14 protein-coding genes and 1 other annotated feature are annotated in these 15,937 nt (G+C 46.0%); of the genes, 3 read left to right on the top strand and 11 right to left on the bottom strand.

The window, feature by feature from the left end; translation table 11 throughout:
* Positions 1-58: 58 nt before the first annotated feature.
* The 3 genes from pulA to thpR form a co-directional block, all read right to left on the bottom strand.
* A complete protein-coding gene (pulA, locus tag ACSQ2E_RS05345; protein WP_435989595.1) occupies positions 59-2,197 on the bottom strand; it encodes a type I pullulanase in 2,139 nt (712 codons plus the stop codon).
* Positions 2,198-2,438: 241 nt separating this feature from the next.
* Positions 2,439-3,383 carry a nuclease-related domain-containing protein gene (locus tag ACSQ2E_RS05340; RefSeq protein ID WP_435989594.1) on the bottom strand — a complete coding sequence of 315 codons (945 nt, stop codon included), beginning with the start codon at positions 3,381-3,383 and terminating at the stop codon, positions 2,439-2,441.
* Positions 3,384-3,406: 23 nt separating this feature from the next.
* Positions 3,407-3,958, bottom strand: a complete 552-nt coding sequence (thpR, locus tag ACSQ2E_RS05335) for an RNA 2',3'-cyclic phosphodiesterase (RefSeq protein WP_435989593.1) — start codon at positions 3,956-3,958, stop codon at positions 3,407-3,409.
* Positions 3,959-4,123: 165 nt separating this feature from the next.
* Here thpR and cysK point away from each other — a divergent pair, with 165 nt between their 5' ends.
* Positions 4,124-5,053 carry a cysteine synthase A gene (cysK, locus tag ACSQ2E_RS05330; protein ID WP_435989592.1) on the top strand — a complete coding sequence of 310 codons (930 nt, stop codon included), beginning with the start codon at positions 4,124-4,126 and terminating at the stop codon, positions 5,051-5,053.
* A gap of 47 nt (positions 5,054-5,100) precedes the next feature.
* Here the strand turns inward: cysK and ACSQ2E_RS05325 are convergent, their stop codons facing one another.
* Genes ACSQ2E_RS05325 through pepV form a run of 3 tightly spaced genes read right to left on the bottom strand, consistent with a single transcriptional unit; the run spans position 5,101 to position 7,675 of the window.
* Positions 5,101-5,376 (bottom strand): hypothetical protein, encoded by a 276-nt coding sequence (locus ACSQ2E_RS05325; RefSeq protein ID WP_060672935.1) that lies wholly within the window; start codon positions 5,374-5,376, stop codon positions 5,101-5,103.
* A gap of 18 nt (positions 5,377-5,394) precedes the next feature.
* The gene (gene dat, locus ACSQ2E_RS05320; RefSeq protein ID WP_435989591.1) at positions 5,395-6,243 is read right to left on the bottom strand and encodes a D-amino-acid transaminase; all 849 of its coding nucleotides are present in this window, start codon (positions 6,241-6,243) and stop codon (positions 5,395-5,397) included.
* A gap of 25 nt (positions 6,244-6,268) precedes the next feature.
* Positions 6,269-7,675, bottom strand: coding sequence for a dipeptidase PepV (gene pepV, locus ACSQ2E_RS05315; protein ID WP_435989590.1), 1,407 nt, complete (start codon positions 7,673-7,675; stop codon positions 6,269-6,271).
* 374 nt (positions 7,676-8,049) lie between these two features.
* Between pepV and ACSQ2E_RS05310 the strand changes: the two genes are divergently transcribed.
* Positions 8,050-8,271, top strand: a complete 222-nt coding sequence (locus tag ACSQ2E_RS05310; protein WP_034765604.1) for a DeoR family transcriptional regulator — start codon at positions 8,050-8,052, stop codon at positions 8,269-8,271.
* A 113-nt stretch (positions 8,272-8,384) separates the two neighbouring features.
* Here the strand turns inward: ACSQ2E_RS05310 and ACSQ2E_RS05305 are convergent, their stop codons facing one another.
* Both ACSQ2E_RS05305 and ACSQ2E_RS05300 read right to left on the bottom strand, forming a co-directional pair.
* The gene (locus tag ACSQ2E_RS05305) at positions 8,385-9,104 is read right to left on the bottom strand and encodes a pseudouridine synthase (protein ID WP_435989589.1); all 720 of its coding nucleotides are present in this window, start codon (positions 9,102-9,104) and stop codon (positions 8,385-8,387) included.
* Between the two features lie 147 nt (positions 9,105-9,251).
* On the bottom strand, positions 9,252-10,871 hold the full coding sequence (locus ACSQ2E_RS05300) for a putative polysaccharide biosynthesis protein (RefSeq protein WP_435989588.1): 1,620 nt from the start codon (positions 10,869-10,871) through the stop codon (positions 9,252-9,254).
* A gap of 197 nt (positions 10,872-11,068) precedes the next feature.
* Here ACSQ2E_RS05300 and ACSQ2E_RS05295 point away from each other — a divergent pair, with 197 nt between their 5' ends.
* Positions 11,069-12,331 carry an NAD(P)/FAD-dependent oxidoreductase gene (locus ACSQ2E_RS05295; RefSeq protein WP_435989587.1) on the top strand — a complete coding sequence of 421 codons (1,263 nt, stop codon included), beginning with the start codon at positions 11,069-11,071 and terminating at the stop codon, positions 12,329-12,331.
* A 46-nt stretch (positions 12,332-12,377) separates the two neighbouring features.
* On the opposite strand, the gene ACSQ2E_RS05290 is transcribed toward ACSQ2E_RS05295, so the two are convergent.
* The 3 genes from ACSQ2E_RS05290 to leuS form a co-directional block, all read right to left on the bottom strand.
* Positions 12,378-12,560: a sporulation protein Cse60 gene (locus ACSQ2E_RS05290; RefSeq protein ID WP_034765594.1), complete on the bottom strand. Its 183-nt coding sequence runs from the start codon at positions 12,558-12,560 to the stop codon at positions 12,378-12,380.
* A 157-nt stretch (positions 12,561-12,717) separates the two neighbouring features.
* Positions 12,718-13,032 carry a rhodanese-like domain-containing protein gene (locus ACSQ2E_RS05285; RefSeq protein ID WP_435989586.1) on the bottom strand — a complete coding sequence of 105 codons (315 nt, stop codon included), beginning with the start codon at positions 13,030-13,032 and terminating at the stop codon, positions 12,718-12,720.
* A gap of 169 nt (positions 13,033-13,201) precedes the next feature.
* Positions 13,202-15,616: a leucine--tRNA ligase gene (gene leuS / locus ACSQ2E_RS05280; RefSeq protein WP_435989585.1), complete on the bottom strand. Its 2,415-nt coding sequence runs from the start codon at positions 15,614-15,616 to the stop codon at positions 13,202-13,204.
* Between the two features lie 70 nt (positions 15,617-15,686).
* Positions 15,687-15,909: a binding site (T-box leader), on the bottom strand.
* Positions 15,910-15,937: the final 28 nt, after the last annotated feature.

Raw genomic sequence — 15,937 nt, 5'->3', positions numbered from 1 at the left:
CCATCTGTTTACGATTTTATCGTCATCTTGCGTTTTCGTCAAGCACAGGAATGAATGGTCACCTTACAAATACATAGGAAGACACCGGCCGGAGGGTGATGGAAGTCCCCTCCACATCATACAGGCCGCTTACGCCTGCCTTGTGGCCATCCGACAAACAGATCCATTGTTTCCCTTCTGCCAGGGTATATTCGCATGGTTTTGTATCCGAGTGAAAGACCATGAGGATCTCATCCCATGGACCATATGGATGGACATTCTGATAGGTGACATACACGAGATTCGCCTTGCTGTGAGACACTTTTACATGCTCCCGGATCAAATCACCCTTTTGAAACCGGAAGGCCCCGTGACTTTTCCGTATCTGGATCAGGGCTTTCACATACTGGACCACTTCATCGTACTCTTCTCTTCGGACCCAGTCCAGCTGATTGATTTCTACGGGTGAGTTATAGCTGTTCTCGATTCCCTTTTTCGTTCTGAAGAATTCCTGCCCTGCATGGAGAAAGGGGATCCCTTGAGACATGAGCACCATCGTGGTCGCTAATTTGTGCCTGGCCTTAAGAGTTTCTTCCTCTTCATTCATGCATGCCTTCATTTTATCCCACAAGGTATGGTTATCATGGGACTCTACATAGTTGACGGATTGAGCGGGTTCTTTAAATAGTCCCCGTTCCCCGCTCTTCATCCCGATGCTGCCGGTGAGGACCAGCTCCACCTTCTGTTCGAGGTGTCCGTGACCGAGGGCAAAGCCTTTGTCATACAAATTAAATGTACTTCCTTTAATGGTGTCCCTGAACCAATCATTGAATTGTCCGATTCCCTGAAGATGATGAGCATTCCGAAGATTGGCTTTTTGGTGGGGTGGGAGTGGCGTATTCAGATCCCAGCCTTCTCCTATTAAAATCGCTCCAGGGAGCACCTTATCCACTTCTTCACGGATCACGGTCATCGTCTTGACGTCCAGGATCCCCATCAAATCAAAACGGAAACCGTCCACACCGTATTCATTTATCCAATAAAGAATCGAATCGACAATGAACTTTCTTGCCATGAGACGTTCTGAGGCGAAGTCATTCCCTACCCCCGTCCCGTTTGACGGTAAGCCATTTTCATCATGTCGGAAAAAATAGCCGGGCACGAGTTTTTCAAAAGATGAATGTTCACGGATGAACACGTGGTTGTAGACCACGTCCTGAATGACCCTGATATTCTCATCGTGAAGGCTTCGGATCACAGCTTTTAATTCTCTGATCCGCTCATATGGATCTTCAGGCTTTAAGCTGTAACTCCCTTCAGGTGCATTGAAAAATAAGGGATTGTATCCCCAATTATAGGTGGTGTCTGAAGGGATATCCGTCACACCGTCGAAGTCATTTACGGGAAGCAGCTCCACATGTGTGACGCCGAGCTCCTTCAAGTACTCAATCCCGCTTGAGAATCCTTTCGGTGTCTTCGTTCCTTTTTCCGTAAAGGCGCTGTACTTCCCCCGATACTTCATCCCGCTCTCTTTCTGGGCAGAGAAATCCCTGATATTCAATTCGTAAATCACGCTATCCGTCGGAGAGGCTAATGGGGCGAGGGGAGCAATCTTTTCCCCCGGATTGATGACACAGCCCCATTCACTATTCAATGAGACCGCTTTCGCATAAGGATCGATCAGCTCATCCCAAACGAGATTGATGCACGGGAGGATTGAATAGAAATAGCCTTCTATATCGGTATCGACCCGGCATTCCCATACACCGTTTTCCATTCTCATATACGGGTATTGGATTTCTTCATCATCCGGTGATTTGAGCTTCAACCGAACCTCTGTCGCAGTCGGGGCCCATACCTTGAATACGGTGCATCCATCCTGATACGTTACCCCGAGGTCATTTCCATTGTAATAGTACCTTTGATCAAATTCTTCGGTCCGAATGACCGCCCCGATCTGAAGATCTGTCTTTGTTCCATATTCGTCGACGATTTCATACGTGTCACCTAAAATGATCTTTTCACTCTGAATGGTCGTCACATATTTCATCGCATCATTCAGGGGAATCTTCTCTTCGATATGAAGAGAGATCTTTTCATCATCCTTGATCAGAGTGAAGTGATTCGAGTTCCCTTCATGATAATCGTATGGAAGGATCATGGTAATTACATTGAATGTATCTAAAAACGCGTCATAATGCCTGCTAATGACTAACACTTCTGCCACCCACTTTTGTTTAACATTTTCCGACTCTCTGCCATCTTTAAGAATTGTATTCGTTAGAATGACCGCTACCTTATATTATTCACTACAATTCTATTTGCTCCGCTGCTCACGGTTTCATTTCCCATCTCTATCTTTAATCTTTTATTAAGATATATGCCTGTTTTTTATGAAGTAGTCAATCAACCGCTATTTGAAAGAATATACCCTATACGAGTCTTCTCAAAACCGACGGCTACTCCTCTGACGCCGTTTCTTCCCACTGCAGCCTCTTGAAGGATGTCGTTTGACAATACTCCATAATGGCCTGTGCCGCTTTCAGCTGGACACTCTTAACTGGTGAAGAACTTGAACGCTGCTGCTGGAACCATTCATGGTGGATCCGTTTATCCAATAACTGAATCCCGACTGGGGATTGAGGATAATCTATGTAACCATTCCTACTTATGACGGCTTGATAAATGGGAAGTTCCACCCCGGCATAACGGATGATCTGATGGACGATTCTCTCCATCCTTTTCAACCCGATGAGAGGATTTAACACTTTTTCCTCCCTATCCCCCCATTTTTTCACCCAAAAACGCTCCCCTGAACCGATATAGGCTGTTCCCTCTTCAAACTCGAGAAAGGTCAAACACCATATGCCTGTAGGGGTGATCAGGACCGTTTCAAGTTCCACAGGTGCATTTTTAATTTTCAGGACGGGGTTGTACATGACAAAAATATTATCCGGGAAGCGTTGAAGAAGATACCGTAATCGTTCGTCATAATGGTAACTGTTATCCACATAGGATTTCTCCGTGATCGTGGAACTCGCCCATCTCAGCTGAAAATCAAATACAAGGTTCAAGAAGGACGCCTTCAATTCCTCTTCCGAATGGATATCCTGACCTGCATCCATGTCAAAATGAAGGTCTTCATCACTCGGCTCTGGAATCGTTACTTCTTCTTCATCCTCTTTCTTCTTAAAAAGGGAAAAGAGCTTGTCTTTCATGGAGTTCTTCTCTTCGTCAGCCAATTCCTGTACTGGTGGTGAGGGCTTTGGCAGATCACCATCCTCCCAATGTTGTTTCATTTTTTCCCATTGCTGCTTTTTTAATCGGACAAATTGGGAAGGATATCTATATAAATCCGTTTCGTATCGTGAAACATAATCTTGAAGTTTAATCAGCTGTGCCATAGGAATCACTCCTTTCGTGTAGGTCAATTTGCCTGTAAAGGTATGGTGTGGATGGCTTCGTACTTAGGCAGCCGGTCCGTGTGGGTTTGATATAATGCCAATTCTGTTGCTGTAAACGTATGACGCTCTGCAGGCTGGAATCCATTCAGCCACTCTTGGGTAAAGGGATATTCCTCATTCCATTTGCGCCCCACTGTGATATGCGGTGAAAATGGTCGCTGATCCAATTGAAAGCCCGCTTCTTCACATGAACCATACACAAGGTCCCTGAGACGGTGCAGCATGTCTGAAGGTTCGACCCCCATCCACAGGATCCTCGGGGAATCACTCTTACCGAACATACCAAACCCGCTCAAGGTCAACGGAAAAGAAGGATACCTCAACCTCCCCACTTTATCCATGACCGGCCCGAGTTCATCCGCACTCCCTAAAAAAGCCAGAGTCAGGTGATAATCCTCCGGGTGGACCCATTTCTTGAACGAGCCCCCAAGCCTCATCGGCTCCATGCACGCGTTAATATATTCTTTCGTTCCCTCAGGCAGGGAAAGTGCAAAGAAATAGTGAGGTTTCAACATATCACCTGTCCTTTCTATTATTACTTTCATTTTAGCAAAATGTGTCATGAGAGAGAATGACTAGAAGGAAATGCAACAAAAATGAAATACAAAGCTAATTTATTTGATAAGATTTGTCTGAATTAGTACGATAGAAGAAGAAAGTTTTCTGAAAGGAAGATGAACATGAAGGTAGTACAAAATATCGCAGACTTGATCGGGGACACCCCCCTTGTAAAATTAAATCGGTTAAACCCTGCTGACGGTGCAGATGTATATGTGAAATTAGAATTCTACAACCCGAGTAAAAGCGTCAAGGACAGAGCCGCCTATCAAATGATCGTCGAAGCGGAAAAGGAAGGCTTCTTGAAAGAAGGTTCGACCATCATCGAGCCTACCAGTGGAAACACGGGGATCGGCCTTGCCATGAATGCAGCGGCACGGGGCTATCGTGCGATCCTTGTGATGCCGGATACGATGACTCAAGAGCGCATCAACCTCTTGAAAGCCTATGGAGCTGAAGTGGTATTGACACCGGGGGATGAGAAAATGCCTGGTGCCATCGAGAAAGCGAAAGAATTGACGGAGAAAATCCCTAACAGCTTCATGCCCATGCAGTTTGAAAACGATGCGAATCCGGACGCCCACCGGAAGACAACGGCCCTTGAAATCGTCGAAGCCATGAAGGAAATCGGCAAGCCATTATCGGCATTCGTTGCTACGGCGGGGACTGGGGGAACGATCACCGGAACAGGTGAAGTGTTGAAGGAGCATTATCCCGAGCTCGCTGTCCATGTAGTGGAGCCGGCGGGGTCGCCCGTCCTATCAGGAGGGAAACCAGGCAAGCATAAATTGGTCGGTACAAGTCCAGGCTTCGTTCCCGACATCCTGAATACGGATGTATATGATGAAATTCATAAAATCGAAGACGAACAGGCCTATGACATCGCCCGCAGAATGGCAAGGGAAGAAGGAATTTTAGTCGGACCATCATCAGGGGCCGCTTGTTACGCCGCTATCGAAGTGGCGAAAAAATTATCGCCTGAAGATGTCGTCGTCTGCATCGCCTGCGATACGGGAGAACGTTATCTATCAAGTGACTTATTCAGATTTTAATAAAATGCCAAGAGGCTGCCCAATATGGGGCAGCCTCTTTCTTATGTTCATTTAACGCTATGATAATGTGAGATGAATTGTTCGGGAGAAGATTTTACGACGAACGTCCAGACCCCTTCGATGGTGTGAAGATACAAAAATGTATAGTAAGCGGACAGGGGCTTACTTGACACATCCATCACATCCTTAATGGTGAAGCTTTTTGTCGGAGTGACGATCCGGTCACTGTACAAATAAAGATGCTCCTCCGTCTCTACCGTGAATTGCTGGTTGTCTTCTATTCTTCGTTCGGTCTTCATAAATGGTTGTGAACAAATCAACATGTATGGCCTCCAACTTGTTTAACGGGCTTGCATTCCTTTTCTTTTATTGAACAGCTCCTGAAGCCTTTTCGTGACAGCACCTGGTGTTCCTTCTCCGATTTCCTGTCCATCAATTTCGACTACAGGCATCACTTCTGAAGTGGTACTGGCAATGAATACTTCCTCCGCTTTCATCAATTCAGAAACGGAAAACGTCTCTTCTTGAAAAGAAATCCCATTTTTTCTGCATAGATCTTCAATGACTCTTCTTGTGATTCCATTCAGGATCAGGTTTGTAACGGGATGCGTGTAAATGACCCCGTTTTTCACCATAAAGGCATTGGAAGAGGAGCCTTCGGTTACCGTGTCGCCGCGATGCAAAATCGCTTCGAAGTGCCCTTCTGTCGCCGCCTCCTGTTTTGCCAGAAGGTTACCAAGCAGATTAAGGCTCTTTATGTCACAGCGCAGCCATCTGATATCTTCCACGAGTTTGGCTGTTACCCCCTGCTTCATCTGGTGAGCTGGAACAGGGAAGTCCTTCGTATACGCGATGACACTTCCCACTACATCTTCTGAAGGAAAATGATGCTGACGTGCTGATACACCACGTGTCACTTGTACATATACGATCCCGTCTTTGACCCCATTAAGGTCAATCAAATGAAGGAGCTTTGATGTGAAATCCTCTTCTTCATACGGGATGGAAAGCTTCATTTTTTCAGCGCTTTGATACAATCTTCCCATGTGCTCTTTCATGGTGAATGTGGTTCCCTCGTACACCCGGATCACTTCATAGATGCCGTCACCGAATTGATAACCACGGTCCTCGATATCGACCTTCGCCTTGTCGCGATCGATCAGTTCCCCGTTTACAAATACTGTGTTCATCCTAGCCTCTCCCCCACTCTCTCTCTTATGCTTCACACGCTAATTCATAAATCGCCTGGGCGTAAATGGCCGTCGCTTTAAGAAGATCCTCTATATACATATATTCATCCTTCTGATGGGCAATATCTTCGCGGCCCGGGAATAATGCCCCGAAGGCTACACCGGCTTCCAGACTTCTCGCATATGTCCCTCCACCAATACTTAATAACTCGCCTCTTTCGCCTGTTTGATCTTCATATACTTTTTTCAGGGTCTGTACGAGTTCATCATCCTTGGAAACATGATGTGGCTTGCTGTCCGTGAAATTCTCGATGGAATATCCCTTAACGTTCTCGATGATGCTCTTTCCTTTATCCATATCAAACGTCACCGGATAACGCATGTTCAAGCCCAATCGTCCGCCTTCAGCTTCCGAGTAGCGGAGCTTCCCTACATTGATGGTCAGATCCCCCGTAATGTCGTCCGTATAGCTGATACCAAGCTGGATTCCCCTTGAATCCTTGAAGAAATGCTTCGTCGTAAATTCAAAGAACTGCTTCCCTTGAGAGGAGAGTGGCAGTTTTGATAAGAAAGCGGCTAAATAAAGCCCTGCATTCTTTCCATTGTCAGGCTCCATTCCGTGTGAGGATACGCCTTCCACCTGGAACACAAGCTCCCCATTTTCAATATAATAGCTTCCTTTGACGCCTTCATCTTTTGTGAAGATTTCAAAATCCTGTACCCATTTCGTATGGTCTTCATCGACAGCCATGATCGCCTTTGCAAAATCAGGTACCATGTTATACCGGCGGCCGGACTCGAAGGAAAGGACTTTGATCCCTGATTCAGCAATCTCCTCGGGCTTCACCTGAACAAGATCATAATCCGCGATCCCTTTTTCCGCATGGATGATCGGGAAATCGGCATCAGGAGCAAATCCCATCGTCGGCATTTCCTCGTTTTTGAAATAATGCTCCACGCATCTCCAATCGCTTTCTTCATCCGTCCCGATGATCATGCGGATCCTCTTATTGAAGGTTGGATCCAGATCCTTGACGATTTTCATAGCATAATAAGCGGCCATCGTCGGTCCCTTGTCATCGATCGCTCCGCGGGCAAAGATCTTTCCGTCCTTGATCTCACCGCCATAAGGGTCGACGCTCCATCCGTCCCCTTCAGGAACCACATCCACATGACAAAGAATGCCGAGAAGGTCCTTCCCTTCGCCGAATTCTAAATGCCCCGCAAGATGATCAACGTTTTTAGGAGTGAATCCGTCTTTTTCACCCAGAGTCAACAGGTAAGACAGGGCTTCCTTCACACCTTTTCCGAGCGGTGCTTCTTCAGTCGCATCCTCTTCATCCAGCACACTCTTAATCTGAAGGAATTTCTGTAAGTCCTTAAGCAAATCATCTTTCCGCTTCTCCACTTCATTCGTCCAATTGATACTCAAACCTACCACCTGCTTTATATGTATTGTCTTCCCCTCCCATTTTATACTGTTTGACGGGGAAATCCAAACGGGGAGGCGGCGGAAATCACCCACCCCCATCTCATATCTAAATCAAAATACATATTTTTAGCATTTTCTTCATATTCTAGGAATACACCCAACAAGTTACTAGGTAAATTGTTTGTAAATTTGGACAATATTCTAGAAATTTTGTCGGATTAGGAGTACAATGTAATTGTCTGACATCATATGAGTAAACTCTATTTGTAGAAAAGGGGTTGTCTAAAGCGCATAGTACATATGGTAGCACGTGAGGTGCACACATGACGCATGTAGTCTTTGCCTTTTTGGAAAAATGATGAGGGAGTGGTTTTTTGAAACCTTCAACCAATCGTATGCTCACTAGAATCAAAGCTGTATACATGTACATCAAACAGAAGGGTACTGTAACAACTCAAGATCTTGTAGACGAATTTGGCATTACTCCTCGCACCATACAAAGAGATCTCAACGTGTTAGCCTATAACGACCTCGTCCAAAGCCCGAGCCGTGGCCAGTGGACGACTACGGAGAAAAAAGTAAAGCTGACGTCCTAAACGGACATTGACGGCTGCAGACTGAACTTAAAAGAACTAATAACGGACTACACTTACTAAAATAGCAAAAAAAACGGGACAGCACCTTTAGCGAAGGGTGCTGCCCCGTTTTTTTATTGGGGTTTATATTCTTTAAGAAGCGTTACTTCCTCTTCCGTCAGTTCACGGTACTCACCAAGCTCCAGGTCTTCATCAAGCTCAAGGGGTCCCATGGTCAAACGCTTCAGATAAACCACGCGCTTCCCGACACTTTCAAACATCCTTTTCACCTGATGGAATTTCCCTTCCGTAATCGTCAATTCGATATCCGAAGTCAGACCGGATTTTAAGATCGTTAAATCCCCCGGCTTCGTTTCATACCCATCATCCAAGGTGACACCATTTTTGAACGCTTCCACATCCGCTTCTGCCACTTCTCCGTCGATCACGGCAAAATACGTCTTCGGCACATGGCGCTTCGGTGAAAGAAGCTGGTGGGATAATTGACCGTCGTTCGTAATGAGGAGGAAACCTTCTGTATCCTTATCCAGTCTTCCAACTGGAAACGGATTGAAGATTTGATCTTCCAGCTGAAGTAAGTCAATAACCGTTTCATCCTGTCCGTCTTCAGTAGCGGAAATGACTCCCGGCGGCTTATTCATCAGCAGGTAGATGTATTCCTTATATTCGACCTGTTCACCGTTCAGCATGACGGTGTCCTTTTCCGTATCAATATGGATCTTTCCATCCTTGATGACTTCCCCATTCACCTGAAGGCCGCCATCCTTCAATAATTTCTTTACTTCCTTCCGACTGCCGTAGCCCATATTCGCAAGCATTTTATCTATTCTCATCTCAATCACTCTCCAATTTATTCCTTTTAATATCTGTCTCCTGTGGGCATGTGGCCCTTCCTTCTATTATTCTTCACACAGGCTGCTGAAGGTAAGCAGCTTTAATCAAAATAAAAAAGGGATGATCAAGCATCATCCCTTTTTCTTTTACCCAATGCGCAGTTTACTGCGGATTTTCGAAATCTTGTCACCGAACAACCGGTCTGCGAGTTTGCTTCTTAAGCTCAGGTAGAAGTAAACGAGTGCCCCCACTCCACCGCAAATGGCTACAAGGATGATTGATTGGAATCCTGTCTCCGGACTTAGGAATTTAACCAGGATACCATACAGCACCAATACGACCCCGGCCATGGCGGCATTCAATGCGCCGATGAACATGGTCCTTCTCAAAATCAACCTGAACTGATAGCGTGCATACTTTTTGATCACATATAGATTGATCAGGATCGCCACTGCATATCCGATCGTTGTCGCAAGCACGGCACCCTGTGTTTCAAACAGGCGAATGAGCGGGATATTCAGAACAAGCTTCAGCAGCAAGCCGACTAGAAGACTGAAAATCGTGAATTTCTGCTCATCGATCCCTTGAAGAATCGCTGCAGTGACAGCAAATAATGCAAACAGGATCGCTACCGGTGCATAGGAACGTAAAATCGAGGTTCCGAGCGCATCACTGTGATAGAACAACGTATACATCGGTTCAGCTAAAAGGGCTAGTCCGAGTGCTGCCGGCACGGTCAGAAACAACAGAATCTGAAAGGTCTGGTCAATGTTCCTGCGCATCGTCTTCCGGTCACCACTCGTATAAGACGTCGTGATCAGAGGAATCAGCGTCATGGAAAAAGCTGTCGCCAGTGACACCGGAATGATGACAAGCTTATGCGTGTAGAAGTTCAATACGGCAAAAGCGTGGTCCGAGACCTTCGCGTTCCCGATATCAGCCATGGCGGTATTGAACGTGACCTGATCCACCAGTTGAAACAATGGATTGGCGAGCCCCACAAAAATGAAGGGAATCGAATAGGCAATGATTTCTTTGTACATCGCTTTTAACGAAACCTCTTCGTTCCCGCGGTCCTCTTCAAGGAGTTCATCCAAATGAGGTTTCCGCTTAAACCAATACCAGATCAATGCTCCAAGACTTGCAAGCCCCCCTACGAAAGCTGCGAATGTCGCAACGGAAATGGCCGTTGTCACGGTCCCATCCAGAATGTTCAATACGACATAAATCCCGCCAAGGAGGAATACGATCCGGACGATTTGTTCAATCACCTGGGAAACCGCTGTCGGCCCCATGGATTGATGACCCTGGAAGAATCCGCGGATCAAACTCATGAACGGAATGATGATCAAGGCAAAGCTCACAGCCCTGATGACGGTGGTCACCTGAGCAACGGAAATGACCTGCTCATCGCTTTTAATCGTCATTTCTGCGAAAATCGGTGCGAATGCATACATGATAAGGAATGATACAACCCCTGTCAGTGTCATGAGCACGAGCCCGGATTTAAATAATTTCCGCCCTACGGCATATTCCCCGATGGCATTATATTTTGAAACGAATTTTGAAACGGCCAGTGGCACTCCTGCAGTCGCTACTGTCAGAAAGATCGTATAAGGTACATATCCATATTGATAAAGGGACGCCCCTTCTTCATGACCTTTTAACAAATCATCAAACGGTATAACATAAAAAAGACCCAAAAACTTCGAAATAAAGGTCCCTAACGTTAAGATAAACGTTCCTCTTATTAATTTAGATGACATAGTATCCCTCTCTATATATCTTGTTGCCCGTTACACAAACAAAATAAATTCGAACTAAGAAATTTACACACTATCAGTAGTTTACTACTGTACGAATCGAATGACAATTTTTTTCGAATGTTGTATTTAAAACACATCCCATTTAAAATAAGGTGAAACTTCTTTTCTGAAGCGAATATTAAAAGTTGGTGGGAAAAATGGTAAAAAAATACGATGTCATCATCATAGGTGGAGGACCATCGGGCTTGATGGCCAGTATCGCAGCCGGGGAAAATGGCGCGAAAGTCCTCCTTGTAGATAAAGGAACAAAGCTTGGCAGAAAGCTTGCCATTTCCGGAGGCGGCCGCTGCAACGTGACCAACCGGCTCCCTGTTGAGGAAATCATCAAGCACATCCCCGGGAACGGGCGTTTTCTATACAGCGCATTTTCAGAATTTAATAATGAAGATATTATTTCTTTCTTTGAAAACTTGGGGATCCGGTTGAAAGAAGAAGATCACGGACGGATGTTCCCTGTATCGAACAGGGCCATGGATGTAGTCGAAGCATTACTCGGGCGCATGAAGGAATTGAAAGTCGACACCCGGACAAGTACCAGTGTCGAAGAGGTTCTGTACGAAAACGGCAAAACGGTGGGCATCCTCTTGAAAGACGGGGAAACGATTGCTGCCAATGCTGTCGTGATCGCGGTCGGCGGAAAGTCCGTCCCTCACACCGGATCAACAGGTGACGGGTATCCATGGGCGACAAAAGCGGGGCATACCATCACGGATCTGTTTCCGACAGAGGTTCCCCTTACGTCGGACGAGCCATTTGTAAAAAAGAAAGAGCTTCAGGGTCTTTCTTTGCGCAGCGTCGATTTAAGCGTGCTGAATCCGAAAGGGAAAAAGATCGTCACCCATAAGATGGACATGATCTTTACTCACCTCGGCATTTCCGGCCCGGCTGTTCTCCGCTGCAGCCAATACGTCGTAAAGGCAATGAAGAAATGGAACCTGACACACGTGACCATGCAAATCGACTCCATGCCCGATCAAAATGAAGAGCAGTTATTCCAGTCCCTGCATAAACAGGTGAAGGACGATGGGAAGAAAGCAGCGAAAAATATTTTTAAAGGCCTGGTTCCTGAACGCTACCTTCTATTTTTACTGGATCGCGTAGAAATCGATCATGATGAAAAAGGGGATCACATCTCCGCAGAAAAGATCCGTCATTTTGCAAAGCTCTTAAAACAATTCACCTTCAATGTGAATGGCACATTATCCATTGATAAAGCCTTCGTAACCGGCGGAGGAGTTTCCATCAAAGAAATCGAACCGAAAACGATGGCATCGAAAAAGATGGACGGCCTCTTCTTCTGCGGGGAAGTGCTTGATATCCATGGATACACAGGTGGATACAACATCACCTCTGCCTTAGTGACCGGCCGACTTGCCGGGTTGAATGCCGCAAAGGTTTAATGTCAAAAAGAAAGGTTGATCCTCAAATTCTGAGTGATCAACCTTTTTATTTTCTGTACACCACCATGGCAGAGAAGCAATAGATCTGGTCCTCCACTTCCTCCGACATCGCAGCCACATGATATTTAATATCCACAATCTTTTTATCATCCATTTTACTGAGGAAATGGTTCATATCCTTCTCTAAATCTTTTTCATGCTCATAATCGAAGACTTTCACCTGGATCATGGAGTCCCCTCCCGGATTGTTTTGGTATTAGTATTGTCAGAATAGTTTATTTTCAAACAATTGAGATGGGGATTTTTTGGACGGAGCGGAGAGTGTGAACATACGAAAAGAGCACACCCCTCTTATAAAAGGATGTGTTCCTCCACTCAGGATACCACTATTTCTTCGCTGCAGTTTCCCCAGCCCAATTCATCATGCCGCCTTCCATGTTCACCACTTTATATCCTTGTTCCTGCATATAATGGGCAACATTTCCACTGCGGTTTCCGGAGCGGCAGATGAAGATATACTCCTTATCCTTATCGAATTGATCAAGTGACTCAGGGATTTCCCCCATCTTGATATGTTTCGCTCCCGGAATCATACCTTCTTCCACTTCTTCATCCTCACGAACATCTACTAGTAGCAGATCTTCACCATTCTTCAACTTCTTCTCCAGCTCATCCGTTGTAACCGTCTTAATACTATCCATTTTCAACTTCCTTTCAAGATTCATTTAATCATTCACCAAGATTATACCAAAGCACGTCCCCAGAACAAAAACATCAGATCCAAAAGAGGGACGGACCTCATCGAAATGCTGATTTAAAGCGATTTACGCTTAAAATCATACCCATTTCGAGGTCCGTCCCTCACCATTATCAGTTGGCTACAATGTTGACTAGTTTGCCTGGTACTGCGATGACTTTGCGGATGGTTTTGCCATCGATCTGTGTTTTGATTTCATCGTTTTCCATGGCTGTTTTTTCTAGTTCGTCTTTTGTCATGTCGCGTGGGATCATGACTTTGGCTTTCACTTTTCCGTTCACTTGCAGGACGATTTCAACTTCGTTGTCCACAAGCTTCGATTCATCGAAGGTCGGCCATGCTTCGTAGGAAATCGTTCCTTCATGACCAAGCTTGCTCCAAAGTTCTTCAGTCATGTGCGGAGCGATCGGTGATAGAAGCTTGATGAATCCTTCCACGTATTCCTTCGGAAGGGTATCCGCTTTATAGGCATCATTGATGAATACCATCAGCTGTGAAATCCCTGTATTGAAACGAAGGCCATCGTAGTCCTCTGTCACTTTCTTGACGGTTTGGTTATACGTTTTATCAAGGTCGCTGTTCGGTGCATCCTTCACTTTAGAAGAAATGGTACCGTCCTCCTCGACAAGCAGGCGCCATACGCGGTCAAGGAAGCGGCGCGCTCCGTCAAGTCCGTTCGTGCTCCAGGCAATGGACGCTTCCAGTGGACCCATGAACATTTCATATAGGCGAAGGGTGTCTGCACCGTGAGATTCCACCACCTCATCCGGATTCACGACATTCCCTTTTGATTTACTCATTTTTTCATTGTTTTCCCCAAGGATCATTCCTTGGTTGAAAAGCTTTTGGAACGGCTCTTTCGTTGGAACTACTCCGATATCATAAAGGAATTTATGCCAGAAACGGGCGTACAGCAGATGAAGGACAGCATGCTCGGCTCCTCCGATATACGTATCGACCGGCAGCCACTCCTGCATTTTCTTTGCATCGGCGAGTGCCTCTTCGTTATGTGGATCGATATAACGGATGTAGTACCAGCAGCTTCCCGCCCACTGCGGCATCGTGTTCGTTTCACGGCGGCCTTTTTTACCCGTTTCAGGATCTTCGACGTTCACCCATTCACTGATATTTGCAAGCGGGGATTCCCCTGTACCGGACGGTTTGATTTCCGTCGTTTTCGGAAGAACAAGCGGAAGCTCACTCTCAGGGACCGTCGTTGTCGTGCCGTCTTCCCAGTGAATGACTGGAATCGGCTCGCCCCAGTAACGCTGGCGGCTGAATAGCCAGTCGCGAAGGCGATACGTAATTTTCTTCGTTCCGATATTCTTCTCTTCCAACCAGGAAATGGCTTTCGCAATCGCTTCTTCCTTACCAAATCCGTCAAGAAAACCGGAATTCACATGATCTCCGTCACCTGTGTACGCTTCTTTTTCAACGTTTCCACCAGCCACCACTTCCACGATTGGAAGATCGAATTCTTTCGCAAACTCATAGTCCCGTTCGTCATGGGCAGGAACAGCCATAATCGCGCCTGAACCGTAGCTCATCAGAACGTAATCGGCGATCCAGATCGGCATTTTCTCACCATTAGCCGGGTTGATGGCATAAGCACCTGTGAATACACCCGTTTTTTCTTTTGCAAGATCTGTACGCTCAAGATCACTTTTCGACTTGATCTTATCGATGTACACATCCACTTTCGAGCGCTGTTCGTCTGTGGTGATTTCTGCTACAAATGGATGTTCAGGAGCAAGTACCGCATAGGTCGCACCAAAGATTGTATCCGGACGGGTCGTGAATACATCGAATGATTTGTCATGACCGTCAATGACAAAATTCACTTCTGCCCCTTCAGAGCGTCCGATCCAGTTACGCTGCATGTCTTTAATGCTTTCCGGCCAGTCAACCTCTTCAAGGTCTTCCACCAGGCGGTCTGCATAAGCTGTGATTTTCAACATCCACTGCTTCATCGGACGGCGTTCTACGGGATGACCACCGCGTTCGCTCTTCCCGTCGATGACTTCTTCATTGGCAAGGACCGTCCCAAGTGCCGGACACCAGTTCACGGCAACCTCATCCACATAAGCGAGGCCTTTTTCATAAAGCTTCGTGAAGATCCATTGCGTCCACTTGTAGTAACCGGGATCAGTCGTATTGACTTCACGGTCCCAGTCATAAGAGAAACCAAGTGATTTAATTTGTCGGCGGAACGTATCGATATTTTTTTGAGTGAATTCTGCCGGATCATTCCCTGTATCAAGGGCATATTGTTCAGCCGGTAAACCGAATGCATCCCAGCCCATCGGATGAAGGACATTGTACCCCTGCATACGCTTCATGCGGGAAAGGATGTCTGTCGCCGTGAACCCTTCCGGATGTCCGACGTGAAGGCCGGCACCTGATGGATACGGGAACATATCCAGTGCATAGAAATTGGATTTCCTTTCGTCTTCGGTTGCCTTGAACGTTTTATTCTCTTCCCAATACTGCTGCCATTTCGTCTCAACACTCTTATGATTAAAACTCATATTGAGATCCTCCTTTGATTGTCATATGCCTTTCTTTTAAAAAACAAAAAAACCCTCATCCCAAATAAATATTTGGGACGAGAGTCTGTATGTACATTCTCCCGCGGTACCACCCACATTAGTGTACGCGCACTCAGCTTCATTCATCCTTAACGCGGAAAACGGCAAGTCTTACTGTTACTTCACACTTGCAACTCAGCAGGCGAGTTCATGATGCTTCTGGTTGACTTTCACCACCCGTCAACTCTCTACGACAGAAAACCGTCACTACTACTCCTGATCAACGTTTCGATATAAGTAAACACTATATGTATTCACTAT

Source organism: Rossellomorea sp. LjRoot5, assembly GCF_964253455.1.
Lineage (GTDB): Bacteria > Bacillota > Bacilli > Bacillales > Bacillaceae_B > Rossellomorea.
This window is presented reverse-complemented; position numbering and strand designations above follow the sequence as displayed.